Source organism: Methanobrevibacter olleyae (assembly GCF_900114585.1).
Lineage (GTDB): Archaea > Methanobacteriota > Methanobacteria > Methanobacteriales > Methanobacteriaceae > Methanobrevibacter > Methanobrevibacter olleyae.
The window spans coordinates 86,672-113,381 of record NZ_FOTL01000003.1 but is presented as its reverse complement, the minus strand read 5'-3'; the positions used below and the strand labels follow the sequence as shown (position 1 = coordinate 113,381).

21 protein-coding genes are annotated in these 26,710 nt (G+C 26.2%); 8 read left to right on the top strand and 13 right to left on the bottom strand.

Going from position 1 to position 26,710, the window contains the following annotated elements:
- The first annotated feature begins 185 nt into the window (after positions 1 to 185).
- Entirely contained in the window at positions 186 to 1,223 is a 1,038-nt protein-coding gene (locus tag BM020_RS01725; RefSeq protein ID WP_074797995.1) for a sulfate/molybdate ABC transporter ATP-binding protein, read from the top strand.
- 10 nt (positions 1,224 to 1,233) lie between these two features.
- On the opposite strand, the gene BM020_RS01720 is transcribed toward BM020_RS01725, so the two are convergent.
- From BM020_RS01720 to BM020_RS01700, 5 genes are all read right to left on the bottom strand, one after another.
- Positions 1,234 to 1,863 (bottom strand): endonuclease III domain-containing protein, encoded by a 630-nt coding sequence (locus BM020_RS01720; protein WP_074797994.1) that lies wholly within the window; start codon positions 1,861 to 1,863, stop codon positions 1,234 to 1,236.
- A 195-nt stretch (positions 1,864 to 2,058) separates the two neighbouring features.
- On the bottom strand, positions 2,059 to 3,414 hold the full coding sequence (gene aroA, locus BM020_RS01715) for a 3-phosphoshikimate 1-carboxyvinyltransferase (protein ID WP_067147019.1): 1,356 nt from the start codon (positions 3,412 to 3,414) through the stop codon (positions 2,059 to 2,061).
- Between the two features lie 233 nt (positions 3,415 to 3,647).
- Complete coding sequence (locus BM020_RS01710) at positions 3,648 to 4,433, bottom strand: ADP-ribosylglycohydrolase family protein (RefSeq protein ID WP_143743932.1); 786 nt, start codon at positions 4,431 to 4,433, stop codon at positions 3,648 to 3,650.
- 160 nt (positions 4,434 to 4,593) lie between these two features.
- Entirely contained in the window at positions 4,594 to 7,356 is a 2,763-nt protein-coding gene (locus BM020_RS01705; RefSeq protein ID WP_067147021.1) for a valine--tRNA ligase, read from the bottom strand.
- A gap of 443 nt (positions 7,357 to 7,799) precedes the next feature.
- The gene (locus BM020_RS01700) at positions 7,800 to 10,760 is read right to left on the bottom strand and encodes an SGNH/GDSL hydrolase family protein (protein WP_143743931.1); all 2,961 of its coding nucleotides are present in this window, start codon (positions 10,758 to 10,760) and stop codon (positions 7,800 to 7,802) included.
- Between the two features lie 890 nt (positions 10,761 to 11,650).
- On the opposite strand from BM020_RS01700, the gene BM020_RS09700 reads away from it, so the two are divergent.
- The 3 genes from BM020_RS09700 to pheT all read left to right on the top strand — a co-directional run bounded on the left by BM020_RS09700 (position 11,651) and on the right by pheT (position 14,229).
- Positions 11,651 to 11,794, top strand: a complete 144-nt coding sequence (locus BM020_RS09700) for a hypothetical protein (protein ID WP_200781236.1) — start codon at positions 11,651 to 11,653, stop codon at positions 11,792 to 11,794.
- A gap of 223 nt (positions 11,795 to 12,017) precedes the next feature.
- A complete protein-coding gene (locus BM020_RS01695; protein ID WP_067147026.1) occupies positions 12,018 to 12,374 on the top strand; it encodes a hypothetical protein in 357 nt (118 codons plus the stop codon).
- Positions 12,375 to 12,573: 199 nt separating this feature from the next.
- Positions 12,574 to 14,229 carry a phenylalanine--tRNA ligase subunit beta gene (gene pheT, locus BM020_RS01690; protein ID WP_067147028.1) on the top strand — a complete coding sequence of 552 codons (1,656 nt, stop codon included), beginning with the start codon at positions 12,574 to 12,576 and terminating at the stop codon, positions 14,227 to 14,229.
- 128 nt (positions 14,230 to 14,357) lie between these two features.
- Here the strand turns inward: pheT and BM020_RS01685 are convergent, their stop codons facing one another.
- Both BM020_RS01685 and BM020_RS01680 read right to left on the bottom strand, forming a co-directional pair.
- Entirely contained in the window at positions 14,358 to 14,594 is a 237-nt protein-coding gene (locus tag BM020_RS01685; RefSeq protein ID WP_067147029.1) for a DUF3781 domain-containing protein, read from the bottom strand.
- A 122-nt stretch (positions 14,595 to 14,716) separates the two neighbouring features.
- Entirely contained in the window at positions 14,717 to 15,145 is a 429-nt protein-coding gene (locus BM020_RS01680; protein ID WP_067147031.1) for a secondary thiamine-phosphate synthase enzyme YjbQ, read from the bottom strand.
- 407 nt (positions 15,146 to 15,552) lie between these two features.
- On the opposite strand from BM020_RS01680, the gene BM020_RS01675 reads away from it, so the two are divergent.
- The 3 genes from BM020_RS01675 (at position 15,553) to BM020_RS01665 (ending at position 17,470) form a co-directional block, all read left to right on the top strand.
- Complete coding sequence (locus BM020_RS01675) at positions 15,553 to 16,353, top strand: class I SAM-dependent methyltransferase (RefSeq protein ID WP_067147033.1); 801 nt, start codon at positions 15,553 to 15,555, stop codon at positions 16,351 to 16,353.
- Positions 16,354 to 16,496: 143 nt separating this feature from the next.
- Entirely contained in the window at positions 16,497 to 17,183 is a 687-nt protein-coding gene (locus tag BM020_RS01670) for a DUF2249 domain-containing protein (RefSeq protein WP_067147035.1), read from the top strand.
- 53 nt (positions 17,184 to 17,236) lie between these two features.
- Positions 17,237 to 17,470 carry a DUF1858 domain-containing protein gene (locus BM020_RS01665; RefSeq protein ID WP_200781235.1) on the top strand — a complete coding sequence of 78 codons (234 nt, stop codon included), beginning with the start codon at positions 17,237 to 17,239 and terminating at the stop codon, positions 17,468 to 17,470.
- 102 nt (positions 17,471 to 17,572) lie between these two features.
- Here the strand turns inward: BM020_RS01665 and BM020_RS01660 are convergent, their stop codons facing one another.
- Both BM020_RS01660 and BM020_RS01655 read right to left on the bottom strand, forming a co-directional pair.
- Positions 17,573 to 17,812 (bottom strand): hypothetical protein, encoded by a 240-nt coding sequence (locus BM020_RS01660; protein ID WP_067147037.1) that lies wholly within the window; start codon positions 17,810 to 17,812, stop codon positions 17,573 to 17,575.
- Between the two features lie 90 nt (positions 17,813 to 17,902).
- Entirely contained in the window at positions 17,903 to 18,421 is a 519-nt protein-coding gene (locus tag BM020_RS01655) for a hypothetical protein (RefSeq protein WP_067147039.1), read from the bottom strand.
- 218 nt (positions 18,422 to 18,639) lie between these two features.
- Here BM020_RS01655 and BM020_RS01650 point away from each other — a divergent pair, with 218 nt between their 5' ends.
- Positions 18,640 to 19,560 (top strand): DMT family transporter, encoded by a 921-nt coding sequence (locus BM020_RS01650; protein WP_067147041.1) that lies wholly within the window; start codon positions 18,640 to 18,642, stop codon positions 19,558 to 19,560.
- A gap of 164 nt (positions 19,561 to 19,724) precedes the next feature.
- Here BM020_RS01650 and BM020_RS01645 read toward each other — a convergent pair whose 3' ends face one another.
- From BM020_RS01645 to BM020_RS01630, 4 genes are all read right to left on the bottom strand, one after another.
- Complete coding sequence (locus BM020_RS01645) at positions 19,725 to 20,744, bottom strand: transcription initiation factor IIB (protein ID WP_082762131.1); 1,020 nt, start codon at positions 20,742 to 20,744, stop codon at positions 19,725 to 19,727.
- Positions 20,745 to 21,313: 569 nt separating this feature from the next.
- Complete coding sequence (locus tag BM020_RS01640) at positions 21,314 to 21,841, bottom strand: beta-class carbonic anhydrase (RefSeq protein WP_067147043.1); 528 nt, start codon at positions 21,839 to 21,841, stop codon at positions 21,314 to 21,316.
- A gap of 391 nt (positions 21,842 to 22,232) precedes the next feature.
- Positions 22,233 to 23,096, bottom strand: a complete 864-nt coding sequence (locus tag BM020_RS01635) for an Mrp/NBP35 family ATP-binding protein (protein ID WP_067147045.1) — start codon at positions 23,094 to 23,096, stop codon at positions 22,233 to 22,235.
- Between the two features lie 620 nt (positions 23,097 to 23,716).
- Positions 23,717 to 26,593, bottom strand: coding sequence for a transglutaminase domain-containing protein (locus BM020_RS01630; protein WP_067147046.1), 2,877 nt, complete (start codon positions 26,591 to 26,593; stop codon positions 23,717 to 23,719).
- Between the last annotated feature and the right edge of the window lie 117 nt (positions 26,594 to 26,710).

Here is a 26,710-nt window from a genome sequence, read left to right as displayed (position 1 = left end):
ATAGATATAGTTTAATGTTTCTTATTTTTTAATTTTAAAATAATATTTTAAGTTAAACTAAATTTAAAGTATTTTTAGAATTTTATATTTAATTTAGAGTAATTTAAAAATTTTGGCCAGTGTGCAATTTTAAGTAAAAAAGGATTTCAATAAATTGTTATTTTTATATGTTAAGAGGGAGGATTATGAGTGATAAATTGTTAAAAATAAATATCCAAAAGAAGCTTAAAGAATTTGACTTGGATATTGATTTTAAATTGAAAAAAGGGCGTTTGGGAATTCTCGGTCCTTCCGGTTGTGGTAAAAGTATGACATTGAAATCGATTACAGGTATTGTAACTCCAGATAATGGTGCTATAAGTTTAATTACTAAGGAAGAAACTATTTATTTCGATTCTAATAAAAAAATTAATTTAAAACCTCAAAGTAGAAATGTAGGTTACTTATTTCAGAATTATGCTTTATTTCCTAATATGACTGTTGAAGAAAATATTGCTATTGGTTTGTCTAAAGATTATAATGAGAAAAGTCTATCTGAGATGATTAAACGTTTTCATTTAGATGGCTTAGAAAAAAGATATCCTCGACAATTGTCTGGAGGTCAGCAGCAAAGAGTAGCCTTAGCTCGTATCTTAGCTTATGGCCCTGATGTTATATTGTTAGATGAACCCTTTAGTGCTATGGATGCTTTCTTAAAAGAACAATTACGTATTGAACTCGTTAATTCACTGAAAGATTTCGATGGATTTTCTATCCTGGTTACCCATGATCGTGACGAAGCATTCCAGTTTTGTGATGAACTTTTAATATTAGATAAAGGTAAAATCATTGCAAAAGGAGATACTCATGAAGTATTTGAGAATCCAAAAAAAGTTCAAGTTGCTAGACTTACAGGATGTAAAAATATTTCTAAAATCGAAGTTATAGATGAGCATCACCTTAAATCTTTAGATTGGGGACTTATATTCGAAGTATCTGAAAAGATTTCACCTAATATTACTCATATTGGAATAAGAGCACATGATTTTTCTCCTGCTGAAAAAGATGATGTTAATGCGATTGATACTGAAAATTCAACAAAATTAGAAATGCCTTTTGAATGGGAAATAACCTTAGCAAATGGTTTATGGTGGAAAATTGACAAACAGATTCATGAGCATGAATTTGTGATTCCCAAGTATTTAAAAATAGATCCTAAAAATATAATCTTATTGGAAGAGTAGTTTAATGTATTTATTCTAACTTACTTAGATAATCACAAAGGTCTGTAAGTGGGCATTTATCACATTGGGGGCCTATTGGACGACAAATAGTCTGGCCAAACTGAACCATCAAATCATTTAAATCTACCCAAAGCTCTTTAGGTACTTTTTCAGTTAAAACTACTTCAGTTTCTTCAGGTTCTTTTGTATCAGCAATTCCCCACCTATTAGATATTCTATGGACATGAGTATCTACTGGAATAGCTGCATCTTGGAACGCAAATACAATTACACAATTAGCTGTTTTCCTACCTACACCTGGAAGTTTAAGCATTTCATCTATTTCTCTTGGAACTTCTCCACCATATTGGTCTATTAATATTCTTGAAACTTCTAAAATACGTGCTGCCTTAACTCTATAAAATCCTGCAGGCCTTATTAATTCTTGTACATGTTCAACTGGAGCATCAGCTACTGCATAAATATCCGGATACTTGTCAAATAAAGCATTTGCAGCTTGATCTGTATTTTCATCCCTTGTTCTTTGAGATAAAATTGTTCTAATTAATACTTTATAAGGATCATTGTCATGAAAAGTACGGATAGTGTAAATCTCATTTAATCTTTTAAAAATCTCTCTAATTCTTTCTTCATCATTCATTTTTACAATCTCCAAGTATAATGATTATAATAAATTTACAATAGCAATATAAAATAATTATAGAATAATAATATAAAATAATTATAGAATAATAATATAAAATAATTATAAAATAATAATATAAAATAATTATAAAATAATCATATAAAATAATTATTATAAAACAATAATATTAATAAGAAAATATCATAAAAATTATTTAAGCTCTAATTCTATACCAATTTCATCCATAAGTTCAATGAAATTAGGGAATGATACATCAAAGCATTCTCCATTTTCTACTTCAACATCATGTTTTAATCCAAGTAATGAAAATGCCATAGCTAATCTATGGTCACCGTGAGACTCTACTATACCATCTGAAATAGTTTGACCATAAATTGTCATTCCATCTTCAAATTCTTCAAGTTTACAATCTAATTTTTCTAGTTCTCTACAGGTAGTATCAATTCTATCAGTTTCTTTTAATCTACCATGTTTTACACCAGTTATAGTTGTTTTACCTTCTGCAACTGCCCCTAAAATAGCTACAGTAACTAATAAGTCTGGAGCATTTGCTAAATTAACATCAATTCCTTTTAATTTACCATCTGATTTAATTGTAAGGTAATCATCAAATGTAATAATATCTGCACCCATCTCATCTAAAATATCAAGAATAAATTTATCACCTTGTTTAGAATCACTGAATAAATTTTGAACTCTTAGCTCACCACCAGCAATAGCTACAGCTGCAAGTAAGTAAGAAGCTGAGGAATAATCTCCTTCAACAATATAATCAGAAGCAATGTATTTTTGTGGCTTTATATTAAATTTAACTCCTAAACATTCAGTATGTTCTTTTTTACAAGTTTCATGAAATTGATATCTCTCTTCTTCAATAGCTATTCCAAATTTTTCTAAAATAGAAATAGTCATATCAACATAAGGTTTTGATACAAATTCTGGATAAACTTCAAGTTCTACACCTTTTTCAGATAAAGGAGCTGAAATAAGAATAGAGGATATAAATTGAGAACTAATACTTCCTAAAATATCTGCCTCACCACCAGCATATCCTGGATAAATCTTAAGTGGAGCTTTATTATTATCATTTAAAGATTCTATTTTAACACCTAAAGATTCTAAAGCATCTAAAAGAGCACCCATAGGTCTTGTTTTAAGTGAATCATCACCTGTAAAAATTACTTCATTATCAGATAATGCTGCTAGACTTGTCATAATTCTTAGTGTAGTTCCAGAGTTTCTAAGATCAATCATATCTTGACTAGTGTTATGTAATTTTCCACCAGTGCCCTCTAGTTCTAAATAGCTCATAGTTTGACTTTTATCTCCTTTTAAGATAATTTCTTTCTTTTTATCTATTTTAGCACCAAGAGCTTGACATGCTCTTATAGTTGATAAAACATCTTCTGAATATAAAACATCAAATAACTTAGATTTTCCTTCAGAAAGAGATGCAAGAATAACTGCTCTATGACTATAACTTTTAGAAGAAGGAGCTTTAACAGTTCCTTTAATCTCTTTAAAGTTTTTTATTTTAAGATTCATTTATTACAATCCTTTGATTAATTAACAATAATATTAATCATTAATTTACTAAATATTTCTTATAGAATTATATGATTAAAATAAATAATAAACTTATCTAAAATAAATAAAATAGTTTAAAGAAATATAAGTAAAGAAATAATATAAGTAATGGAATAATATAACTAAAGAAATAATATAAGTAAAAAAATAAGATAAGAAATAAAAAATTAAAAAGGAAATAAGAAAGTTATTTATAAAAATTTATCTTCAAATTCAATTAAAACTTTTAAAAGCCTATAATCCAATCTATTAATTGCTTTATAATGGATGTCTCTTGGAACTTCCCAGTATGCAGCGGCAATAGCTCCTGCAATAGCTGCTTGAGTATCTGCATCTCCACCTAAAGAAACTGTATTTCTAATTGTGTCCTCATAATCTTTAGCTTCTAAAAAACAAATAATAGCCTCAGGTACACAACCTGCACAAGAAACATCAAACTTATAGATTGGCCTAATTTCATCTAAAGTTCTAGACAAATCATATTCATATCTTATCTCAATATGATTTCTAATTTCTTCTTTTGAACTAGCAAGTCTTGCTAAATAAACCGCATCTGCAGTAGCTAATGCTCCTTTAATTCCTTCTGGATGATTATGACTTACTTCAGCTGAAATTCTTGCTAAATCTTGAACTTCTTCTAAACTTTCTCCAGCCCATCCAACTGGAGATACTCTCATAGCAGAACCATTTCCCCAACTTCCATAAGCTAAAGGACTTTCAGTTTTTAACCATTGTTTAAACATTCTTCCATAGCTACCATGAGGATATTTATTTCCAAAGTATTGTAATTGTTTAATTAACTCATTTTTAGAACTTTTATCATTAATTAACCATTTAGCTACAGCAAGTGTCATAATAGTGTCATCTGTAAATGTAGATTTTTTATTAAAAAGAGGAAATTCTTTAGTTTTAATTGGATGAAACTCATAAGTAGATCCAATGATATCCCCTGCAATCGCACCAATAATTCCTTTCATATTTTACCCCTAATCATTTTATAATAAAGTAAAAATAAATAAAAAATAAAAAAATATTAAAAAGATATTAAAAAAAATATTAAAAAAGATATTAAAATGATGTTAAAAAGATATTAAAAAAATAGTTAATGAAAAGTATAAAACTTTTCATGAAATTAATTTATCTAATTACTTCTACAATTATACCAAGTTTTTCAGATTGTAAAATATCAACTTTCTTACCACTTGCACCTACGATTTCTTTTTTCATATTTAAGAAATCTTCAGTAATTACCCCATCAGCAATAGCTATTTCCCCTTTTTCTTCTAATTGTCTAGCTATATCATCACAATTAGTTGACTTAATAAATTCTATAACTTGGCCTGCATTCTTTTTAAAGCTTGGCCCAATTTTACTCATGTCTGGTTCAATTTCAATAACTTTCTCATAAACTTCAGGTTTACCACTATCTATTTGGAAATCTTGGATTTTTAAAGTACTTTTAATATCATCTGCATAAAACTCAAATACATCTTTTAAGTCTTGAGTTTTTTCATTCAGATAAACATTCACATTAGCTACTGGTACATTTAATGGGATTTTAGAAGCAGATTTAAATCTTCTAACTTCACCAATTAATTCAATAACTAAATCACCATCTTCTTCTACTTTAGTAGAATCTAAGTTAGGGTCAATTTCAGGCCAAAGGGCATTGTGAATACTGTCCTCATTAGCAAAGTATTGATAAACTTCTTCAGCAAAGAAAGGTGCAATTGGAGCAAGCAATTTTAAAGAGTCTTCAATCACAGTTCTTAAAGTATATTTTGCTGCAATTCTTGATGTATCCTCAATATCATCATTGTATAACCTGTATTTTACTGCTTCAATATATTCATCACAGAAATCATGCCAAATAAATTGTTCAATAGTATTAATTACAGTAGCATAATTATAATCAAAGAATGCTTGATCTACAATTTTATTAACTTTATTTAATTTTGCAAAAATCCAAGTATCCATTGGGTTTAAATTAGCTTTAATTGCATCAATATCTCCTTTTAAAGCTTCTTCAGATTCATCATCAAAGATGTGCATACTAATAAATCTAAATGCATTCCAGAATTTTCTAATAAATTTGTAACCATGTTTGATATTTTTCCAATCAAATGCTACATCAGAACCAGGAACACTGTTTGCAGCCCATAATCTTAATGAGTCAGCACCATATTCAGCAATAACTTCTTCAGGGCCAGTTACATTTCCACGAGATTTACTCATTTTGTAACCATCTTCACCAAAGACCATACCATTAATTACAATCTCATCAAATGGTTTTAGGCCAGTTAAAGCTAAACATCTAAGGGTTGTATAAAATGCCCAAGTCCTAATAATGTCATGCCCTTGTGGACGAATATTTGATGGGAAAATATTCTCCCAACCAGGATTTGGCCAGTCTGCAACAGATAGTGGAGAAATAGAACTATCCATCCAAGTATCTAATACATCCTCTTCACCAATAAATTCACTGCAACCACATTCACAAGGTTCAAGTGGTTTATCTACAGTAGGATCAATTGGTAATTGTTCTTCTTTTGGCAAAATAACTTTACCACAGTCTTTACAATACCAAACAGGTATGGGAGTTGCAAATAATCTTTGTCTTGAAATACACCAATCCCATTCCATAGAATCTGCCCAGTTTAATAAACGGCTTTCCATGTGTTCTGGAACCCAGTGCATTTCATTTGAAGCTTTTTTACTTTCATCAATCATTTTAGTTACAGCTACAAACCATTGTTTTTTAACTAAAATTTCAATAGGAGTTTTACATCTCCAACATTGCCCTAGATTTTGATCTACTTCTTCTTGCTTAGTTAAGTAACCTTCAGATTTTAAATCTTCTATGGTTTGTTTTTTTGCATCCTGTAACTCCATACCTTCATATCTACCTGCAGCTTCAGTTAAGATACCTTCTTCAGATATGGCTTCAATAACATCCAAATCATGTTTATTTACCCAAGCAACATCGGTTTTATCTCCAAAAGTACAAATCATTACTGCACCAGTACCATATTCCATATCTACTTCTTCATCAGCAATAATTTTAACTTTTTGACCAGATAAAGGTACTTCTACATATTTACCTAAAAGAGAGTTATACCTTTCATCATCAGGGTGAACTACCACTGCTACACAAGCAGACATAAGTTCAGGACGAGTGGTAGCAATTAATACACCAGGTACAGAAGCATCTGCTTTGTCTGAATAATCATCATATCTTACATAAGAATTACCATCCACATTCACAAGCACTTCCTCTGGAACATCTGCAGGTGGAAAGTTTACATAATTTAAGAAAGTGTTGTTGTTGCTATATTCTACTTCAGCAAAAGCAATAGCTGTTTCACATCTAGGACACCAGTTTACAGGGTGAATACCTTGGTAAATTAACCCTTGATTATACATTTTTAAAAAGGATAACTGGGTTCTTCTTCTATACTCTGGAGTCATAGTGATATATTCCCTACTCCAATCTTGTGAAAAGCCAACAGCTCTCATTTGTCCCCTCATAACTTCAATATTATGTGATGTCAAATCAGTACACATATCTCTGAATTCCGCCCTTGTAACATCATTTTTCTTGATATTATGAGTTTCTTCTACTTTTACTTCAGTGGGAAGGCCATGACAATCCCATCCCTGTGGGAATAATACATCCATACCTTTTTCTCTTCTGTATCTTGCATTAAAATCCATATAAGCCCAGTTTAAAATGTGACCCATATGAAGTAATCCAGTTGGATAAGGTGGTGGAGTATCTATAATATATCTTGGTTTTGTTCCATCACCTATAAATTTATAAATTTCATCTTCTTCCCATTTTTCCTGCCATTTTTCTTCGTTTTTATGGTCATAATCTTTAGGAATTTCCTTATTTGTCAAAATATTCCTCCAAATATAATGAATAATAAAAATAATTATTAAAAATGTATTTATTGAAAATTAAAAATTAATTATTAATTAAAAGCAAATTTAACATCATATTAAAAATCTAATAAAATTAAATAATTTCAATAAATAAAACATCCTAGTTTAATATTTATATAAAGTATTTATTAAATATTATTATAAAATTAAATAAATTAGAAAAAAAGATAGAAAAAATTACTGAAAAAATAATAATAAACAACAAAAATAGAATAAAAAAATACTAAAAAAAATAAATTGAAAAAATAATAATAAACAACAAAAAATAGAATAAAAAAATACTAAAAAAGAACTAAAAAAATAAATTGAAAAAATAAAAATAAAAAATAAAAATAAAAAATAAAGATCTAGTATTTCTACATCCTCAAAATATATCAATTAAATTTTACTAAGCTATTCTAGAAAACCTTATCTACAAGGAATTGTGCAAAAACATTACCATACTGACCATAAGTGAATTTTGTGAAATGTAAATTATCTGATGAAACATATGGACAATTATCTGAATTAACAATGTTGTAGTCTCTTGTCTTAAAATTATAGAAAGATAAATATTCACTACTATTCCATTTTTCAAGTTGTCCATCTAATGCCTTTTGATAATCAGTTAATAACAAACCAATTTTATTTGGAGTTGTATCCCTATTATGTATTTCTTTAAGAACATAAGTACGATCAGAATAATACAAATCAACAAATATTACTTTAATAGCTTCTTTTCCTTCACCAATACGTTTAATACTAGCTTCTTCTATTTTTCCTAAAATATGATTTAATGCACCATTGAAAGTAAAAGTGTCATTACTATCCTTGGATCCTAATACACTATTATCAAGATAATCATTGGTTCCAGCTGCTAATACAACAATATTATAATCTTCAATAGAAGTATTTGTTACACCTTCACTATTTTTTGCAGTATCAAGATCCTCCCAATTAGCTGGAAGTTCTCCTACAGATATTGGATCTACAACTTCTCTAGTAATACGATATCTATAATAGTTAGTATTTTCAATATTTGATCCATTTTCATACTGACCTAAATCATGGTAAGTTGAACCTGGAATAGATGGATTGTAAAAATTACATCCCAGTAATTGTGCTACTCTATTAGGAATAGAAAAAATATGTCTAGTTAAAACATCTTTATAAGGTGAACCATAGGTAATACTATCTCCAATGAATAATATTTTTTGTAATGCATGTTCTTCTTTGAAGTTTATACGAGTGAAACCCTCATCATATTTACTGTAAACAGTTAGTCCATTTTTAAGAGCATATGCTTGTACAGTATAATATGAAGAATTATCAATTTCACCTATATCTAAAGATTGAACCATTGTTCCTGTTGATTTAGCTTGTGCAATTTTCTCCCATTCATTTTCAGAACTATTTCTTTTAAGTATTAAATAACCATCAGCATTTGGTACTTTACCCCATTTGATTTCATTATTCTGAAGAGAAACTATTGAAGGAGCCTCTAGATGGAAATCCCCATCTAATAAATACAAACCAAAACTAGTTTTTTTAACACCATTTGCTGTTTTAACATTACATGCACGAACAGTATAAAACAAATCATTATAACTGGAATCAATAAATGTATTACTCATTAATGATACTAATTCTCCTTTAGATTTATAATAATGATCAGTGTAATTTGACTTTTTTCCATCAACAATAGCAATGCATTTGTATTCTCCACCTCTGCCAATTTTTCTAAATACTCTGTATTTTGTTGCATTAGGAACTTTAGTCCAACCAACATTAGCTTTTAAATTCTGAAAATCAACATTAACCTTAGGATTAGTAAGTAGCTTCAAACCAACTCGATCATAAGGCCCATATATTTTTTCTTTACTACCTTTTTCTATTATCTCTCTAACGGAATAGGTATATAACTTACCTTTATCAACTTTTTGAGAAAATGATGTTTTTGTAGAATTCGCTTTAACCACAGAAATTACTTCAAAACCATTTGCATCATTTCTTAAAACTTGATAATTAACACCCTTTTTAGAATTCCAACGCAATAATGCATAATAAGTCCCATTATTCCTCTCATAATGATGTAGAGATACTAAAGTTGCTGGTTTTGTTGAATTAGAGACGGTATCTTTTTTAACTATGATTTTAGAATTTTTAGTAAATTTGTAACCTTTTTTAGTTGATTGAATAACTACTTTATGAGTACCTAAAGCAAATTGATTTGTCTTTAACTTAGCTTGACCTTTAGAATTAGTTTTAATAGTATAAGTCTTATATTTCTTACCTGTATAAACCTTAACTTTAAGTTTAAGACTTTTAACGGCTTTAGTACTTTTTTTAACAGTTACATAAAAATAATGACCTTTCTTATAAATTACAGATTTATTTGGTGAAGAAACTTTAAGTTTATTATTTATAGGAACAGATCTTTTAACTATAATCTTAGAATTTTCTTTAACAGTATAATTGTTATTTCCGGAACCAATAATCACTTTATGAGTACCTAAGCCAAAATCTTTAGTTTCAAGTTTAGCCACCCCTGTTGAATTAGTTTTAATAGTATAAGCCTTATATTTTTTACCTGTGTAAACCTTAGCTTTAAGTTTAAGACTTTTTATAGCATTATTAGAACTATCCTTAACAGTTACATAAAAATAACTATTTCTTTTAAGTTTAACTGTTTTAGATGGAGCAGTTACTTTAGTACTTGCTTTAATAACTTTAATATAGGATGTGCCTCTCTTTTTAGAAGAAATATAAATTTCAACTTTATGACTACCACGAGCTAGTTTAGGTATTTTGAATGAAGCTACACCATCATTATCAACATAAGCATGATAATTTTTATAACTAGTACCAGTATAAACTCTTAAATTAATTTTTTGATTATACAAAGGAGATTTATATTTTGTTCCATTATAGTTGACTATATCATATGCTTTAACTTCATAAATTATATTTCCAGCTGTATATTCCTTTGTAACAGCCTTATATTCTGCTTTAGTAGTTTCATATACTTCTGCATAAAGACTAGCTGAATTATCACCAGAATTACTTGAATTTGATAAAATTTCTTTATCAGAAGAACTTACAATGATATTTTCAGAACTAGAACTAATTTTGGAATTAGAATCTTTATTACTAATACTATCTTCACTAGAAGAACTTAGTTCAGAATCAGAATCATCAGAATTTATAGAATTCTCAGTACTACTGATAATATTATCCAAATCAGACTTTTCCATGCTAGAAGCAGAATCATCAGAATTTATAGAATTAGATAAATCATGACTTGAATAAATATCTGTTTGATTATTTGAAATATCACTAACATCACTTGCAGATACTGATGCCATTGTAATAATAAACAATGAAAAAATCAATAGAACTAATGTTTTATTTTTCTTCGAAATATTTTCACCTCAATACATTCCTCAATACATTAAAAAAAAATAAATTAATATTACAATATTATCTTAACTAAATTTTTTAATAAATAATATTAATTAATTAAATGATTATAATTTATAAACAAATTTAATTTATAAATTTATGATGAATTTATTAAGAATGAAATAAGTTTAGAACTTATAACTTATTTATTCCATTAAACTAAATAACTCATCTAAACTAAAAAATTCTTTTTAATGTTATATAATCTTAACTAAATTATTTAATATAAATCTTTCCTTTAAAAAAATTTATATAAAATGGATAAAAATCTTTTATAGGTGAATATATAACATTACAATAATCCAATTAATAAAAAAATAAGTAAATATAATGTTTAAATGAAAATAATCAAAAATATTGAGTTAAATCTAAAAATACCTTTATTTGAATAATAATAATTTAAACCATCAAATAACTCTTTATTATACCAATAAAGAATAATTTATAATTATTTTATCAAAATATGATAAAATTTAAATCAAATAAATAAAATATAAAGTAGAATAAGCCAATCTAATTAAAAAAAACAATTATTAAAGCTTTTTAAATAAAAAAATAAAAAATTCTCTTGAATAAAAATATTCTTAGGATAAAATGATTAAAGGTTTGTTTGATTTAAATGTATTATTATGAATCTGAAAGAGAATTACAAGGTTTAATTTATCGTAAAAAAATGAATTTCATAAATCTTATTTTATGAAATTTATAAGAAAATCTATTGTTCCTAGTTATAAAAGCTTTATTTATCATTTAAGATAAGAAAATTGAGATTAGAACTAAAAACTCGAAAATGCCTTTCAGAGAAACTATGCCCAAATCAAGAAAAAGAACTTTTAAGACTATTCGTGGTGTTTTAAAGAGAATCTATCACAGAGATTTGATTTGTAATGAAAATTTAACCAAGTTCATCAACAAAGTTTTTGAAAGAGTCAAACTTATAAAAAAACAATAATTATATAATAAATAATAAACAAAAGCAAACATAGTATATAATTAAATTTTATTATTCTAAATTTAAAATATAAAAAATTTAAAACTAGATTTTAACTAGAATTAAACTATAAAAAATTTAAAACTAGATTTTAACTAGAATAAAACTATAAAAAATTTAAAACTAGATTTTAACTAGAATAAAACTATAAAAAATTTAAAATTAACTTTTACGAGGTGACAAAATGCAACTATTATGGTTTTATGTAGCTATTGTACTTGCTATAAGTGATGAAGTTCATAGCAGAATAGTTTGGGATTATGTTAGAGACTTTTACATAATACTTGGAGGTCTTATTAGTAGTGCATTAGATTCTGTAATGGAAACTTGGATTGTTCATGAAGCTTTAGAAGCACTTTTCCATTTTATTTTTGTATCATGTGTATTCTTTTCATTTAAAGTAGGATTTTTGGCAGCTTTAATACATTTCCTATTAGATGTAAGCCATTCAATTGTTATAAGACATATACCATGGTTACCTCATAGAGCATTACACTTTGTTATTGAATGTTTATTCTTTATGGCTGTATTTGGCTTATAGAGAATAATTTACTTATTTTTTTAATTAATCATTTTAAATATATTACTCTATGTTAATTAAAAATATTAAATAATTGATAAAAACTAATTAAATTAATTAAATTAATTTAAATTAATTTAAATTTTAACTAAAATTAACAATAAACTAAAATTAAAAAATAAAACTTATAAAATTATTAAACTGTATTAGGAGATAATAAATGCCTGTAATTACATTTAAATACAAAGATTTAAAAGATTTAGGTATTGATATGGAAAAAGATGAACTTATTAATACCTTACCTATGATGGCAAGTGATATTGAAGATTATGATGATGAAGAAATTAAAGTAGAATTCTTCCCTAATCGTCCAGATAATTTATCTGTTGAAGGAGTAGCAAGATCATTTAAGGGATTTTTAGGATTAGAAACTGGACTTCCAAAATATGAAATTGAACCATCTGGTGAGAAGGTTTATGTAAGTCCAGAACTTGCAGAAATTCGCCCCTACATTAAATTTGCAAAAATTGAAGGTGTAGACTTCACAGGAGATAAAATTAAATACATTATGGACTTTCAAGAAAACTTACATTGGGTAATTGGAAGAAATCGTAAAAAAGTAGCTATTGGTGTTCATAATGCAGATGTTATAAGTGGACCATACAAATACATTGCAACTCCAAAGGATGAACCATCCTTTCTTCCTCTTGAATCTGATGAAGAAATGACTCCAGAAGAAATATTAAGCAATCATAAAACTGGAGAAAAATATGCTCATTTGATTGACAAATTCGATAAGTACCCCCTTATCATTGATAAGGATAACCAAGTTTTATCCATGCCTCCAATCATCAACGGAGAATTAACTAAACTTAAAGAAGATACTGTAAATATCATTGTAGATGTAACTGGAACTGATGAGAAAGCAGTTGAACAATCATTGAACATAATATGTGCATCCTTTGCTGAAGTTGGAGGAAAAATCAAATCTATGGAACTTGAATATGAAAATGAAACCATAACCACTCCTGATTTTACTCCAAAAGTCAGAAATGTTCATGTTGATTTAACTAATGAATTAATTGGCGGCACTAATTTAAGTTCTGAAGATATTAAAGAATTACTTGAAAAAGCAAGATTTGATGCTAATATACTTAATGAAAAAGAATTAGAAGTAATTATTCCACCTTATAGAGTTGATATCTTACACGAAGTAGATATTATTGAAAATATTACTATCCAATATCATATTAATGCAGTTGAAGCAAAATTACCAGATATTGTAACTGTGGCAAGTGAAAATAATTGGTTTAAAGGTGAAAAGGTCATTAGAGAACTTATGATTGGATTAGGCTTTCAAGAAGTAATGAGCCTAATGTTAACAAGTGAGATGGGCCAATATAAAAAGATGAACCAAAAAGAAATTGATCATGTTCAAGTTGCAAAGCCAATTACTATTAGTGGAACCATGATTAGAACAAGTTTACTTAATAGCCTAATGGAATTTTTAGAAGACAATAAACATGAGGATCTTCCACAAAAAATCTTTGAAATTGGTGATGTTTTATACATGGATGATAATTCATTTAATAAAACCAAGCAAGTTAAAAAATTAGCTGGTATGATTTGTCACTCTACTGCTAACTTTACTGAAATAAAATCAACTGTATCAAGTGTTGTTTCCAATTTAGGATACAATATGAAAATATCCGATTCAACTAATACTAGTTTTATCCCAGGTAGAGTAGCTGATTTTATTGGTGAGTCTAAAAATGGTAAAATAACTGGATTCTTTGGTGAAATAGCTCCTGAAGTTATTAAAAACTTTGAATTAGAATATCCGGTTATTGCATTTGAAATTGAATTCAAACTTTAATAAAAAGTTTGAAATTTTTCTTTTTTATTTTTTATTTTAAATTTCCATAATTTATTTCTTATTTTTTCTATTTTAACTATTTTTAATCTTTATAATCTCAACTATTTTTAATTATTTACTAATTTAAACTATTTTTCTTTATGAGCAGTTATAATTGTATAACTTGAAGCATTTACAGTAATTATAATCCCATCAACACCTACATAATAATTTTTACCTTTTCTTTTTATAACTGCATTATCTTGCTTTATCTTATCTACACAATACTTTACAATATCCTCTACTTCTACACCAATATTTCTTTTAATTCTACCTACACCCATTTCAGTAGTGTGTACTTTATTAAGATTGTTTAAAAGTTCCATTTTAACACCAAGTTATATTAAATAACTAAATAAATTAATTAAATAAATTAAATTCAATAATTAAATAAATTATTAAATAATTATTAAATAATTATTAAATAATTATTATAAAAAAGAATTAATTATTCTCCTATGAAAGTTAAATCAATTGTTCTATTAGTTCTAGGACCATCTAATTCTATAAAGAATATTGATTGCCAAGTCCCTAAATCTAATCTACCCTCAACTATTGGAATAGTTTCAGATGATTTAAGTAAAAATGCTCTTATATGAGATGCTGCATTATTATCCATAAAATCATGTTTATAGTTATTTTTTTCTTTAACCAAATCTTTTAAAACTTTTTCAAAATCAGTTAAAAGCCCTTTTTCATTTTCATTTACAAGAATAGCACTTGTAGAATGTTTTGTAAAGATATTTACAATACCATTATCTATTTTATTATGATTATCTTTATTTATTTGATTTAAAATCTGACTAATATCAGTTGTAATATCTATTATTTGAAAATTAGAACTTGAATTTAATTTTATAGACTCATTCATTATCATTTAAGCACCTATTAAATTAAATATTTAATCTAATATTAATATAAATTTAATTATTTAAATTAAGAATAGAGTATTTATATACTTTATATTTTTTTATTTTTTTACTTCACATACAATTTGAAAATTAAAATTAAATTATAATCCTTTTTTAAAATCAATTATAAAATTTCATTAGGTTTTTATAAAACCAGTTGAATTTTTAAATTTAAGTAAAGTTTAAATATTTAAATATCATATTATCATATAGTATATATTTTTAGGTATTCCTAAATTTTAGTTAAATTTTTGTGATAATATGAAAAATAAAAACAATAAAGTAGATTATGGAAATTGGGTTCCTATAATAAATGTAGATGATTTTTAACTATTAGATAATTTTTAGAAAATAATAAATGTTTGGTGAAAATATGGTGGATTATGAAGGTGTGGAAGATACATTATTTATCCCATTAACTGCACGAATAAATATCTCAAAAAAGTTTCCAGAATATTTTTATGATGAAGAAGCATTAAAACTTGAAAATATAGTAGCTAATAAATTAATTGAAGAAAAATCTAGTGAATATCACCTATTAGCATCTGTTGCAAGATATTACAATTTTGATGAAATTACTCAAAAATTTATAAATAAAAATACTGAATCTAATATAATTAATCTTGGAGTTGGACTTGAAACTTCTTATTTTAGATTAGATAGGAAAGATTCTATTTTTTATGAAGTTGATTTACCTGAAGTTATTAAGCTTAGAAGAGATTTAATTGGAGAAAATGAAAATGAATTTTTAATATCTGGAGACCTCTTTAAAATAGGTTGGATGGAAAGAATTGATAAATTTAAACCTACTTTAATAATTGCTTCTGGTGTTTTTCAATATTTCCATGAAGAAGAAATTATTAAAATAATAAAACTTATACAAGAAAACTTTGACAATGCAGAAATTATATTTGATGCTACTAATAGAAATGGTTTAAAGTTTGCTAATAGATATGTTCAAAAAACAGGAAATGAATCTGCTATTATGTATTTTTATGTAAATGATGGAAAGGAATTTGCTAAAAAAACTAATAGTACACTTATTGAACAGAGACCATTTTTCATAGATGCTCGTAAGATTCTATCTAAAAAAATAGAATTCATGACTAAAATATTAATGTGGAGTGGTGATTTACTAAATACAACTAGAATCATTCATTTAAAATTAGAATAAACATTTAAATTATTGTAATTAAGATAAAAAAGAATTATTAATTATAAATCATTCAATTAAATTATTAAAATATTAAATTACTAAGAATTAAATTAACAAATATTAAATTATGAAAATTAATGAAATATTCAGAAGGTTAAAAAATGGCTTACGAAGACTGGAAAGATAAAATAAATGAATTTAAAACCATGGATCTTAGAGGAATATCAGCTAACATTTTACCAGGTCTTAAAAAACAATCCCAACAATTATCTAAAGGGGAAGGACTTGAAGTAATACAAAGTTTTGAACCAATACCTCTTTATGAACTAATGGAAGATTTTGGTTTTGAACATCACACAGAAAAATTAGATGAACATGAATATCATGCATATTTTTATAGAATTGAAGTAAAAAAAGAAGATAAAAATATTCCAATGAGACCTGTAGCTTTAACAAATATGCCTCTTATTGATGAAAGTTTAGGAGAAATAGCTGTACAATTCTGGGATTTAACTTGGAGTGATAAAAATAGATATCTATCTTATGAAACTAGACTTCTTTTATCTTTAACAAATGCTGTAGGTGCCGGAAGAATGCGTCAAGCAACAAGAGAACTTGTTAAGGCATATATTAATGGACTTAATTCTGCAGCTCTTGATGATGTATTTGAATTACTTGCATGGAATCAAGGAATAGGATATTTCAGTTCTGAAATTGGACCATCAACATTATTTAAAGCATATAAAACTATTAAAAAAATGGAAAAGCAATCTAAACCACGTGAAGAAATTTGTAAAAAATTAAAAGAAGAGTTTGGAGAAAAAAATCCTGATGTTAAAGTAATGTAGAATAAAAAAAGAATAAGAAAAGAATAAATTCTAAAAATATAAATATGATTTAAATGATAAAAATCACATCAGAAACTAAATTATCAGATATTTTAAAAGAATATCCTTGGCTTAAGGATGAACTAGTGAAAATAAGTCCTAAATTTAAAATGCTAAAAACACCAATAGCAAAAGTAATGATGAGAAAAGTAGATATCTCTAAAATGAGTAAAATATCAGAAATAGACGTAAATACTATCATTACAAAATTAAATGAACTTATTGAATCTCATAACAATGAGAATTAAAAATAATAAAAGTATTAACTAAATTTAAAAACTATTAAAAAATAATAAACTGCTTATTAATCCTTTTTTATCTTAATTCAGTTCTTATTCTTAAAATCTTATTTAGATTAACTCATTTCTTATTCTTAAAATCTTTTTTATGTGTTTACAGTGACTTTCCCTATCTTTTAGTTTAACTCCGCCAAACTTTAAGTTTTCTTTACGATATCTGAAATCTTCACAATCACAACTAACTGTATCCTCTAAAATATCAAAAGTGATTATATAATGTTTATTAGAAGATTTACTTTTTATATAATAATCTTCCCATTCATCATTTTTAGAAACTTTTTCTATAATCATAACTAACCATCTAAATTTAATTCTAAAAATAAAATAACATAAAATTAAAGAGATATATAAAACATTTATTTAAAAAATCAATCCAAATATTTATTCAATATCTATCTTGATTTTTTCATTTCTTTTTTCTTTTGCCTCTTTAATATGATTTAATCTCTCTGTAAACTCTTTAGCATTTTGTAATTTTAACTCTATCTCAGCAAGCTCTTCTTTTAATAATATTTCATCTCTTTTTAATGAATTAATATAATCTTCACTAGCATTATTAAATTCTTCATAAATTTCTAAGATTTCTCTTGCTGAAAGTAGAGATTCTTCCTTTAAAAATCGTTTAGTATGTGGTTTTACCCTAACACTTAAAGGTTGTAATCTTTCTTTTTTATCTGCTCTTCTTCCAGAAGCTCTTGTTTTGGATTCTTCATAAGCTCCCCAAAATTCATTATTTAAATCTTGTAATGCTTTTACCCTATCTTTAAAAATCTGTTCTAAATCCCAAATATTAAACTCTTCTACATCTTCATAATCATTAGATTTAAATCCAGATTTGTCAAATTCATAATTATTGCTTTTTTGTTCATCATTTTCTTTATTATCCATCTTTTTAGACATCTTTATCCCTACAATATAATTTAATAGATTATTAATACAATGATGTAATACACAAATTACTTTTGTACACTATTAAATTGTCATACAAAATATATAAATGCATTCATTTTAAAAACAATGAAAAATGAAAAATTAATAAGAATTAAGTAAATAAAGAATAAAATTTAATAAAATAAGATAGAAATATATAATGAGCTCAAAGTAAAATAAGTGAAATAATGAAGAAAATATACTTAGTTTTCCCAATAATTGCAGGAATAATGTTTGGATCAACTGGAATATTTGTTCGAACATTAACTGAAAATGGAATAGATTCCACCACATTGTTATTCTTAAGATTTTCAATAGCTATTATTTACCTTTTAATAGCTATTTTAATAGCTGATAAAACTTTCTTAAAAATAAATAAACATGATATTTCTTTATTTATAATCTGTGGATTATCTATTCTTGGATTAAATCTATGTTATAACCAATCTATTAACACAGTTCCATTATCCCTTGCAGCTATCCTATTAAGTACTGCTCCAGTATTTGTATTAGTATTTGAATATTTTTTATTTGGTGAAAAGATAAGTTCAGTTAAAGTATTATCTGTAATCCTTGTATTAATTGGTTGCACATTAGTTACTGGATTCATTGAAGAAAATTCCATTGATATTTCATTAATTGGAGTCATTACAGGAATTGGAGCTGCAATATTTTGGGCAATGTATTCAGTTTCATCAAGAAAATCAATTGATATAGGCAAACATACATTTACTATATTATTTTATTCATTGATTATAATTACAATAGTAACAATCCCATTTACCAATTTCACTCAAATTAATAACTTCATTTCCTTAAATACAATTCCCAATATTTTATACTTACTATTACATTCATTAATTTCATTTGCTCTTCCTTACATACTTATAACAATATCTTTAAATCATTTAGATGCAGGAACAGCTGTTATTTTATCCTCAGGAGAACCAATAGCAGCTCTTGTATTTGGAACAATATTCTATTTAGAAATACCTACATTATTAATGACTTGTGGAGTAATTATCACAATAGCTGCATTAATAATTTTAAGTAGAAGCTCATCAAATAAATCAGAGACTCAAATAGAAACTCAAATAGAAAGTAAATAAAAAATAATAAAAAAATCTAAGAAAATGGTGTAAAAAATAAATAATAATAAAAAATAATAAAAAAATAATAAAAAATAATAAAAAATAAGATTTAAAAAAAATAGTCTAAAAATGGCATAGAAAATAAATAATAAAAAAGAATTAAATATTAAACTAAATTAAACTTATATAAAGTCTAATTCAGCATTTAATTCTTTTAATCTATTTCTAATTGTAACTTCAGTTACACCAAGAGTGCTTGCTACTTCAGTTTGGGTTTTACGTTCTCCAAGTAAGATAGCAGACCCATATAATACTGTAGCTGCAATACTTGCTGGGTCTTTACCTGAACTTAATCCTAAACCTTTTGCTTGATTAATAATTTCAATTGATTTAACTTCAACATTTGAAGATAAAGCTAATTTACTTGCAAATCTTGGAATGTAATCAGTTGGAGAAACAATAGGTAATTTTAATCCTAATTCTCTTAATAAGAATCTGTAATTTTTACCAATAGTCTTTTTATCAACACTAGTAACTTCAGCCATTTCATCTAAAGTACGTGGCACTCTACACTGTCTACATGCAATGTAAACTGTAGCAATCATAAGTTTATTAATACTTCTACCTCTAACTAAATCTTTATCTAATGCTTTTCTATAAATAGATGCAGATTCATTTTTCACAGCTCTAGAAAGGGATAAATTAGAAATCAATAAAGACAATTCACTAAATGCTCTAGATAAATTTCTTTCACGAGACCCCCTTACACGAGATTGATTATGTACTTTTCTTAAGCGATACCATCTATGTCTATTTTTTAAGTTTCCTTTATGAACATCAAAACTTGTAGATAATCCGCCATCATGAATGGCTATATCACTAGGTGCTCCATTTTGACTGTAGGAATTACCTTCATTGTCTCTAGAGGTTCCTCTGATTGTAGAATCAATAATGTTCTCCTCAAGAACTAAGCCACAATCCCTACATAATTTTTCAAAGCGAACACGGTCAAAGAAAACTTTATTAGATCCACATACAGGGCATGTGAATGCATCAGTTTCATTTTTATCAGATTTAGAAGATTTCTTATTTCTAGATTTATGTTTTAAGATAGATGAATATTCTTTTTCCCTAAGTTCCTCATTAAAATAAATTTTACTGCCTAATACATTGTTTTTAATTATTGTTTCACTAAAGCTCATATTTAACCTTTTAATAAATAAAGAATTCAGATTACTACCTCATTATCAAAACTTTTGAGTAAATAGGGAAAGTATGGTTTTATTCAATAAAGTGGTAGATAACAAAGTTGACAACAAATAGTAATTAAATCAATACTATTACAATTAAATATTAGAACTAAAAAAAGAAAATGTTCTATAAGAAATACAATTTTAATTTAATAAATTTCAACAATTTTCAATTAACTGGTTATTAATTGAAAGCTAAGCATTGGCATAACTTAGCACGAATCCAAGTCGTGATATATGTATATTTGGGAACTTCACTAGTCCCATTACTAATAGTAAAGTTACTACAGTTATAATAATAAAAAATAAGCTTTGCAAAAATTATTATTTTTAGTTATATATAATAAATTAAGCTAATTTAGTTAAATAAATTAAAATATGGTGGTTTAAATAAAAATAAAAAGATTTAAATAATAAATTTAATCAAACTTTATCCTAAAGAGAATTAGAAAAAAATTTAATCAAACTTTATCCTAAAGAGAATTAGAAAAAATTTAATCAAACTTTTTTAAAACTTTGAATTAGTAATCTTCTTTTAAAACTTTTAACTCACCAGTTACAATGTCAATAATAAGGCCATGAACTGGAACATCAGGAATTAATGGATGGTTTTTGATTTTTTCTACTACATTAAGCACATTTTCTTCCTCATCTTCAAATCCACCAACCCATTCTACTAAATCATATTTAGCAATGTCTTCTTCTTTTATACCTCTTGCAAGCATTTTTTCTTTTAATGCATCTACATCAGCACCAGCCATACCACATTCACTATGGCCAACAACCAATACTTCTTCAGCACCTAAGTTGTATAATGCAGCAGCAATGGATCTAATTGCATCTTCCCCTACAATAGAGTTTCCTGCATTTCTAACTATTTTTGCATCTCCTCTTTTAAGTCCTAAAGCTGGTTCAAAGAAGTCAATTAATCTACAATCCATACAAGTTAAAATAGCTATTTTCTTTTGTGCATGGTGAGACATTTCTTCTCCTTCAAAGTTTTCGACAAATTTCTTATTATCTTCCAAAATACCATCTAATATACTCATATAAACACCTCTAAATACTTTAAGACTAAAAAGAAAATTCATATTAATAGTCTTTAAAAATTAGATTTTTAAGTAAAATTCCGTGAATTATACTATTATACATTTTGATATGTTATCTAAACTATATAAAACTATCTTAATTTGTTTTTAAAAAAGATTATTTCTATTTCCAATCCTTTTAAAAATAGTTAAAAATTTAAATAATGTTTAAAAGAGTTAAAAAAATAGATAAAAAGTTAAAAAAAGAATAAAAATAAATTAAGTAATTAAAATAAACTAATTAATTAAAATAAGTTAAATAATTAAAATAAACTAAGTAATTAAAATAAATTAAATAATTGAAATAATTAAGATAAATTAAATAATTAAAAAAATAAGATTTAGAATATAATTAATCTAAAAATGCCAGTTTTATATTATCAATTATTTCAGAAAACTTATTTGTAACTTCAGAGTCTACATAACTATTTACCATAGTACTATCTTGATTTGCAGATTCAGGAACTTGTTCAGTTAAAGGTAGATTTCCTAAATAAACAACCCCCATTTCATTTGCAAATTTTTCTCCTTGAGACTCACCAAATATATTAGTTTTCTCACCACAATGAGGGCAAACATAATAAGACATATTTTCAATAAGTCCAATATCCTCAATATTTAACATTTTAACCATACCTACACATTTCAAAACATCTTCTTGAGATAAACTATTTGGTGTAGTTACCATAATAACTGCATCAACATTAGGTAATGATTGAAGTACAGTTAATGGCTCATCTCCAGTTCCAGGAGGGTTATCAATAATTAAAACATCAAGGTCTCCCCAAGCAGTATCTGCCATAAATTGTTTAATAGAACCTGATTTTTGAGGTCCTCTCCAAATAATTGGAGTGTCTTGAGAATCAATTAAAAAACCTATTGACATTACTTTAATTCCATTATTACTTATTACAGGAATCATTTCACCATTTTCAATCATTACATCCTTTCCCTCTACTCCTAACATTTTAGGAATATTAGGTCCATGAATATCAGCATCAAGAATACCTGTTAACAATCCTTTTTTCTGGAAAGCCTCTGCTAAGTTAGCAGCTACTGTAGATTTACCTACTCCACCTTTTCCACTCATAACAGCTATTTTATATTTTATATTTTTCATATGTTCAAATAGCTTTAATTCCTGTTCAATCATTTGTTTTTGTTGTTCAGGACTTAAATTACTAGCTCCATGATGTCCATGTCCATTATTTACCATTTTATTCCTCATATAAATTTATTTAAACAGTATAATATATAATAGTTCAGTTATTTAAATATTATTTTTTTAATAGTTATTTAAATGTCATTTTTTTTAATAAATTTAAATCAAATTAACCAAATTAAATAATATTTAATAATTTTTAATAAAATCTAAATCTTTAGATTCTGAATATATGTTATGAATATATATTCATAATAGTATATAAAACTAATTTTTATTATGATAAAAGTTTTGAAAAATTAAAAAAATATAAAATAATAATTAGGATATGTAGATAATTAATGAAAAATTATTAAAATATGAATAGCCCTTAAAATAAATAAAAATGTATTTAATTAAACAAACTGTATTGATAATGACCATTACTATTATGATAGCTAAAATTAAAATAAATGAAGAATAAAATATTTGGAAAATAGAATAAAAATTAAAAATTAAAAATTTATCAATCCAATAAAAAAAAAAAAGAAATAAAATAGAAATAAAATAGAAATAAAATAGAAATAAAATAGAAATAAAATAGAAATTAAAAAAAGAAAAAAGTTAAAAATTAATTACTCCCCAATAGTGAGAAAGTTTTGGTCAAGGTTTTTGGCCAAAGGCCAAAAAGCTTGTTAGAAAGGTAAATGATCATATTGTTTTAAATTATTAAATGAATTTGTCTTCCAATTACGAATATTACCTAATTCATTTCTGCTACTTGTTGCATCTGCAGAGTACCAAACACCATCTACATAGATTTGCGCCCATACATGTCCAGTTACTAAACCACTAGTGAAAGTACATCCTTTAGCATGTGAGTATCTAGCTGGTATATCAGCTGCTCTACAGAGAGCTACTATTAAGTTTGCATGATCACAACAATTACCTTTTTTCTTACTCAAAGTACCTGTTGCTTTATACTTAGTATTTGAATAAAATTCATAGCTTATATTATCTCTAACATACCTAAAAATTGCATTAGCTTTATCCCAAACACTAGTTTTTCCTGAAGTTAATGAATTTGCCAAATTCCTAATTGCATCATTAAGTGCATCATTTCCAGAAGATTTTAAGTATTTAGCAATCTCAGAAGAACTAAGAGATTGTACTTCATTTAAACCCTTTTTATACTGGGAAAGATTACCCTTTTTAATGACTATTTGATTAACTTTACCATCAACATCATCAGTATCTAAGGTTATATACTTTGGCAACCTTCCCATATTAGAATAGAAATCCAAAGCTTTTGAAAGGCCAAATATGTATAAATCTGGAGATATTAATCCTACATTAGTGCTAATATAGTTTGGAAGCCTCTCATTAGATTGAGCATAGTTAATTAAATTATTAGATAATGCAATATAAGCTGATTTATCTAAATCTGCATTAATTGAAGAATTACCGCCATTAGAATAATTAGAACTAATGTTGATAACATCAACATTATATTTTTTACCGTTGTTAATATTAACTACAGATTTAGCCATCAAATAAGCAAAGCTACTAGTATTTACATTAATACCATTTACTGAAACAGTTGCTGGGATTTTAGCATTTTTATCAACATAATCCCTTAAAGACTTAGCAGCTGTAACAATCTGATTAAATGTAAAAACTTTATCAGATTTAACATTTAAACTTACAGAACCAGATGAAGCGGTATATACATTATCTCCCTCAAACTTATAAGATAAAGTAGATGTTATAGGAGAACTTTCTACAATAAATAAATGAGCAAGGCCATTTGAGTCAGTAGTGTTTTTAAAACTATTTCCATCGAAGGTAAAACTTACAGTCTTACCAGATAAAGCTTTACCATCACCATCTTTTAAACTGACAACATAAGAACTATTATTCATTATGGAACTACCAGAATTGGAAAAAGTACTTTTAATTTTTACAAATAAATTAATAGTTCCAGAAGAGGATCTATTATAGTAGGAGTCTCCAGCATATTTATAAGAAAATTTATAAGTTTTACCTGCTGCAGCATTAATAGTTAAACTAACACGACCTTTAGAATTGGTAGTTCTCTTATAAGTCTTACCATTAAAAGTAAAAGTCACAGTCTTTTTAGACAAAGCTTTACCATTACCATCTTTTAAAGTAACTTTATAAGCAGTTCCTTTAAGGATAGTTGAAGAAGACTTAGTTAAGCTTGTAGCCATTTTAGTTCTAAGATTTAGAGAACCTGAGCTAGGTCCATAATAACTATTTCCAGCAAATTTATAAGTGAGTTTATAAGAGTAACCAATAGCTGAGTTTATTTTTAAGCTAGCTACTCCTTTTGAGTTAGTAGTTCTCTTATAAGTTTTCCCTCTGTATTTAATGGTAACAGTCTGTTTAGGTAAAACTTTACCTCTAAAATCCTTTAAAGTAATATAATAATACTTTCCTTTAGCTACTGAACTACCAGAGTTTGTTAATTTAGTGGGAGTTTTAACATATAAAGATAATTTTTTAGATGATGCTCCATAATAAGAGCTACCTGCATATGTATATTTAAAATCATAGGATTTTCCATCTGCAAGATTAATTTTTAAATTAGCAACTCCCTTTGAGTTAGTGGTTCTCTTATAGGTCTTACCATTAATATTGAAAGTCACAGCCTTTTTAGATAAAACTCTACCATTGGCATCTTTTAAAGTAACGTTATATTTACTACCTTTAACAATATGGGCATTAGATCCAGTTAACTTTGTAGGCATTTTAACTTTAAGACTTACTGAACCAGAGCTAGGTGCATAATAATCATCACCAGCAAATTTATAATTCAATTTATAAGTTTTTGCTACTGTACCACTAATTTTAAAGCTAACAATACCCTTAGAATTAGTAGTTCTCTTATAAGTCTTAGCATTAAACTTAAGAGTTACTGTCTTAGAAGATAAAAGTTTTCCATTTTTATCCTTTAAAACAACTGAATAAGATTTTCCTTTTATTGCTGAGGTAGTAGAACTTTTAATAGTTGTTGGAGTTTTACTAACAGTTAATTTATTTGAAATAGATGAACTTTCATATAATCCATCACCAAGAAAAGCAACATTAATAATATAATTAGTTGCTTTTGCATTAATAGTTAAACTAGCAATTCCTTGAGAATTAGTAGTTTCAGTATAGTTATTTCCATTAAATGTAAAAATTAACTTCTTACCAGATAAAACATTCCCATTATTATCTTTTAAAGTGACAGAATAATCATTTCCATTAACCACTGTTGAGCTAGAACTTACAATAGTTGTAGAATTCTTAGTAGTTGTATTTGAATCTGTTGTACTGTTAGAATTAGACAATAGATCAGATACAGTATTTGAAGATTCAAGTTTTGAATTATCAGATTCTTCATTTGAACTAGTAATTAACTCTGAATTACTATTTGAATCTGACTTAGCACTAGATAAATCTAGATCTTGGCTTATCATATCTTCATTAGCTGAACCCTCATCTGTTGAAAGATAATTTTGATTATCATTTATGTCACTTACATCACTTGCTGATACTGAAGCCATTGTGATAATAATCAATGACAGAATCAACAAAAGCAATGTTATCATTTTATTCGAAATTTTTTCACCTCAATAAATTCCCCAATAGATTAAAAAAGTGGAATTAACATAATAAAAAAG

Coding starts and splice junctions, on each gene's coding strand:
- BM020_RS01685 (WP_067147029.1), bottom strand. CDS start 14,594: ATGGAACTTTTAAACAATCTTAATAAAGTACACACTACTGAAATGGGT.
- BM020_RS01630 (WP_067147046.1), bottom strand. CDS start 26,593: ATGGCTTCAGTATCAGCAAGTGATGTAAGTGACATAAATGATAATCAA.
- BM020_RS01710 (WP_143743932.1), bottom strand. CDS start 4,433: ATGAAAGGAATTATTGGTGCGATTGCAGGGGATATCATTGGATCTACT.
- BM020_RS01660 (WP_067147037.1), bottom strand. CDS start 17,812: ATGATTATAGAAAAAGTTTCTAAAAATGATGAATGGGAAGATTATTAT.
- BM020_RS01675 (WP_067147033.1), top strand. CDS start 15,553: ATGGTGGATTATGAAGGTGTGGAAGATACATTATTTATCCCATTAACT.
- BM020_RS01680 (WP_067147031.1), bottom strand. CDS start 15,145: ATGATAATGAATGAGTCTATAAAATTAAATTCAAGTTCTAATTTTCAA.
- BM020_RS01695 (WP_067147026.1), top strand. CDS start 12,018: ATGCAACTATTATGGTTTTATGTAGCTATTGTACTTGCTATAAGTGAT.
- BM020_RS01670 (WP_067147035.1), top strand. CDS start 16,497: ATGGCTTACGAAGACTGGAAAGATAAAATAAATGAATTTAAAACCATG.
- pheT (WP_067147028.1), top strand. CDS start 12,574: ATGCCTGTAATTACATTTAAATACAAAGATTTAAAAGATTTAGGTATT.
- BM020_RS01720 (WP_074797994.1), bottom strand. CDS start 1,863: ATGAATGATGAAGAAAGAATTAGAGAGATTTTTAAAAGATTAAATGAG.
- BM020_RS01635 (WP_067147045.1), bottom strand. CDS start 23,096: ATGGTAAATAATGGACATGGACATCATGGAGCTAGTAATTTAAGTCCT.
- BM020_RS01645 (WP_082762131.1), bottom strand. CDS start 20,744: ATGAGCTTTAGTGAAACAATAATTAAAAACAATGTATTAGGCAGTAAA.
- BM020_RS01650 (WP_067147041.1), top strand. CDS start 18,640: ATGAAGAAAATATACTTAGTTTTCCCAATAATTGCAGGAATAATGTTT.
- aroA (WP_067147019.1), bottom strand. CDS start 3,414: ATGAATCTTAAAATAAAAAACTTTAAAGAGATTAAAGGAACTGTTAAA.
- BM020_RS01665 (WP_200781235.1), top strand. CDS start 17,237: ATGATAAAAATCACATCAGAAACTAAATTATCAGATATTTTAAAAGAA.
- BM020_RS01655 (WP_067147039.1), bottom strand. CDS start 18,421: ATGTCTAAAAAGATGGATAATAAAGAAAATGATGAACAAAAAAGCAAT.
- BM020_RS09700 (WP_200781236.1), top strand. CDS start 11,651: ATGCCCAAATCAAGAAAAAGAACTTTTAAGACTATTCGTGGTGTTTTA.
- BM020_RS01725 (WP_074797995.1), top strand. CDS start 186: ATGAGTGATAAATTGTTAAAAATAAATATCCAAAAGAAGCTTAAAGAA.
- BM020_RS01640 (WP_067147043.1), bottom strand. CDS start 21,841: ATGAGTATATTAGATGGTATTTTGGAAGATAATAAGAAATTTGTCGAA.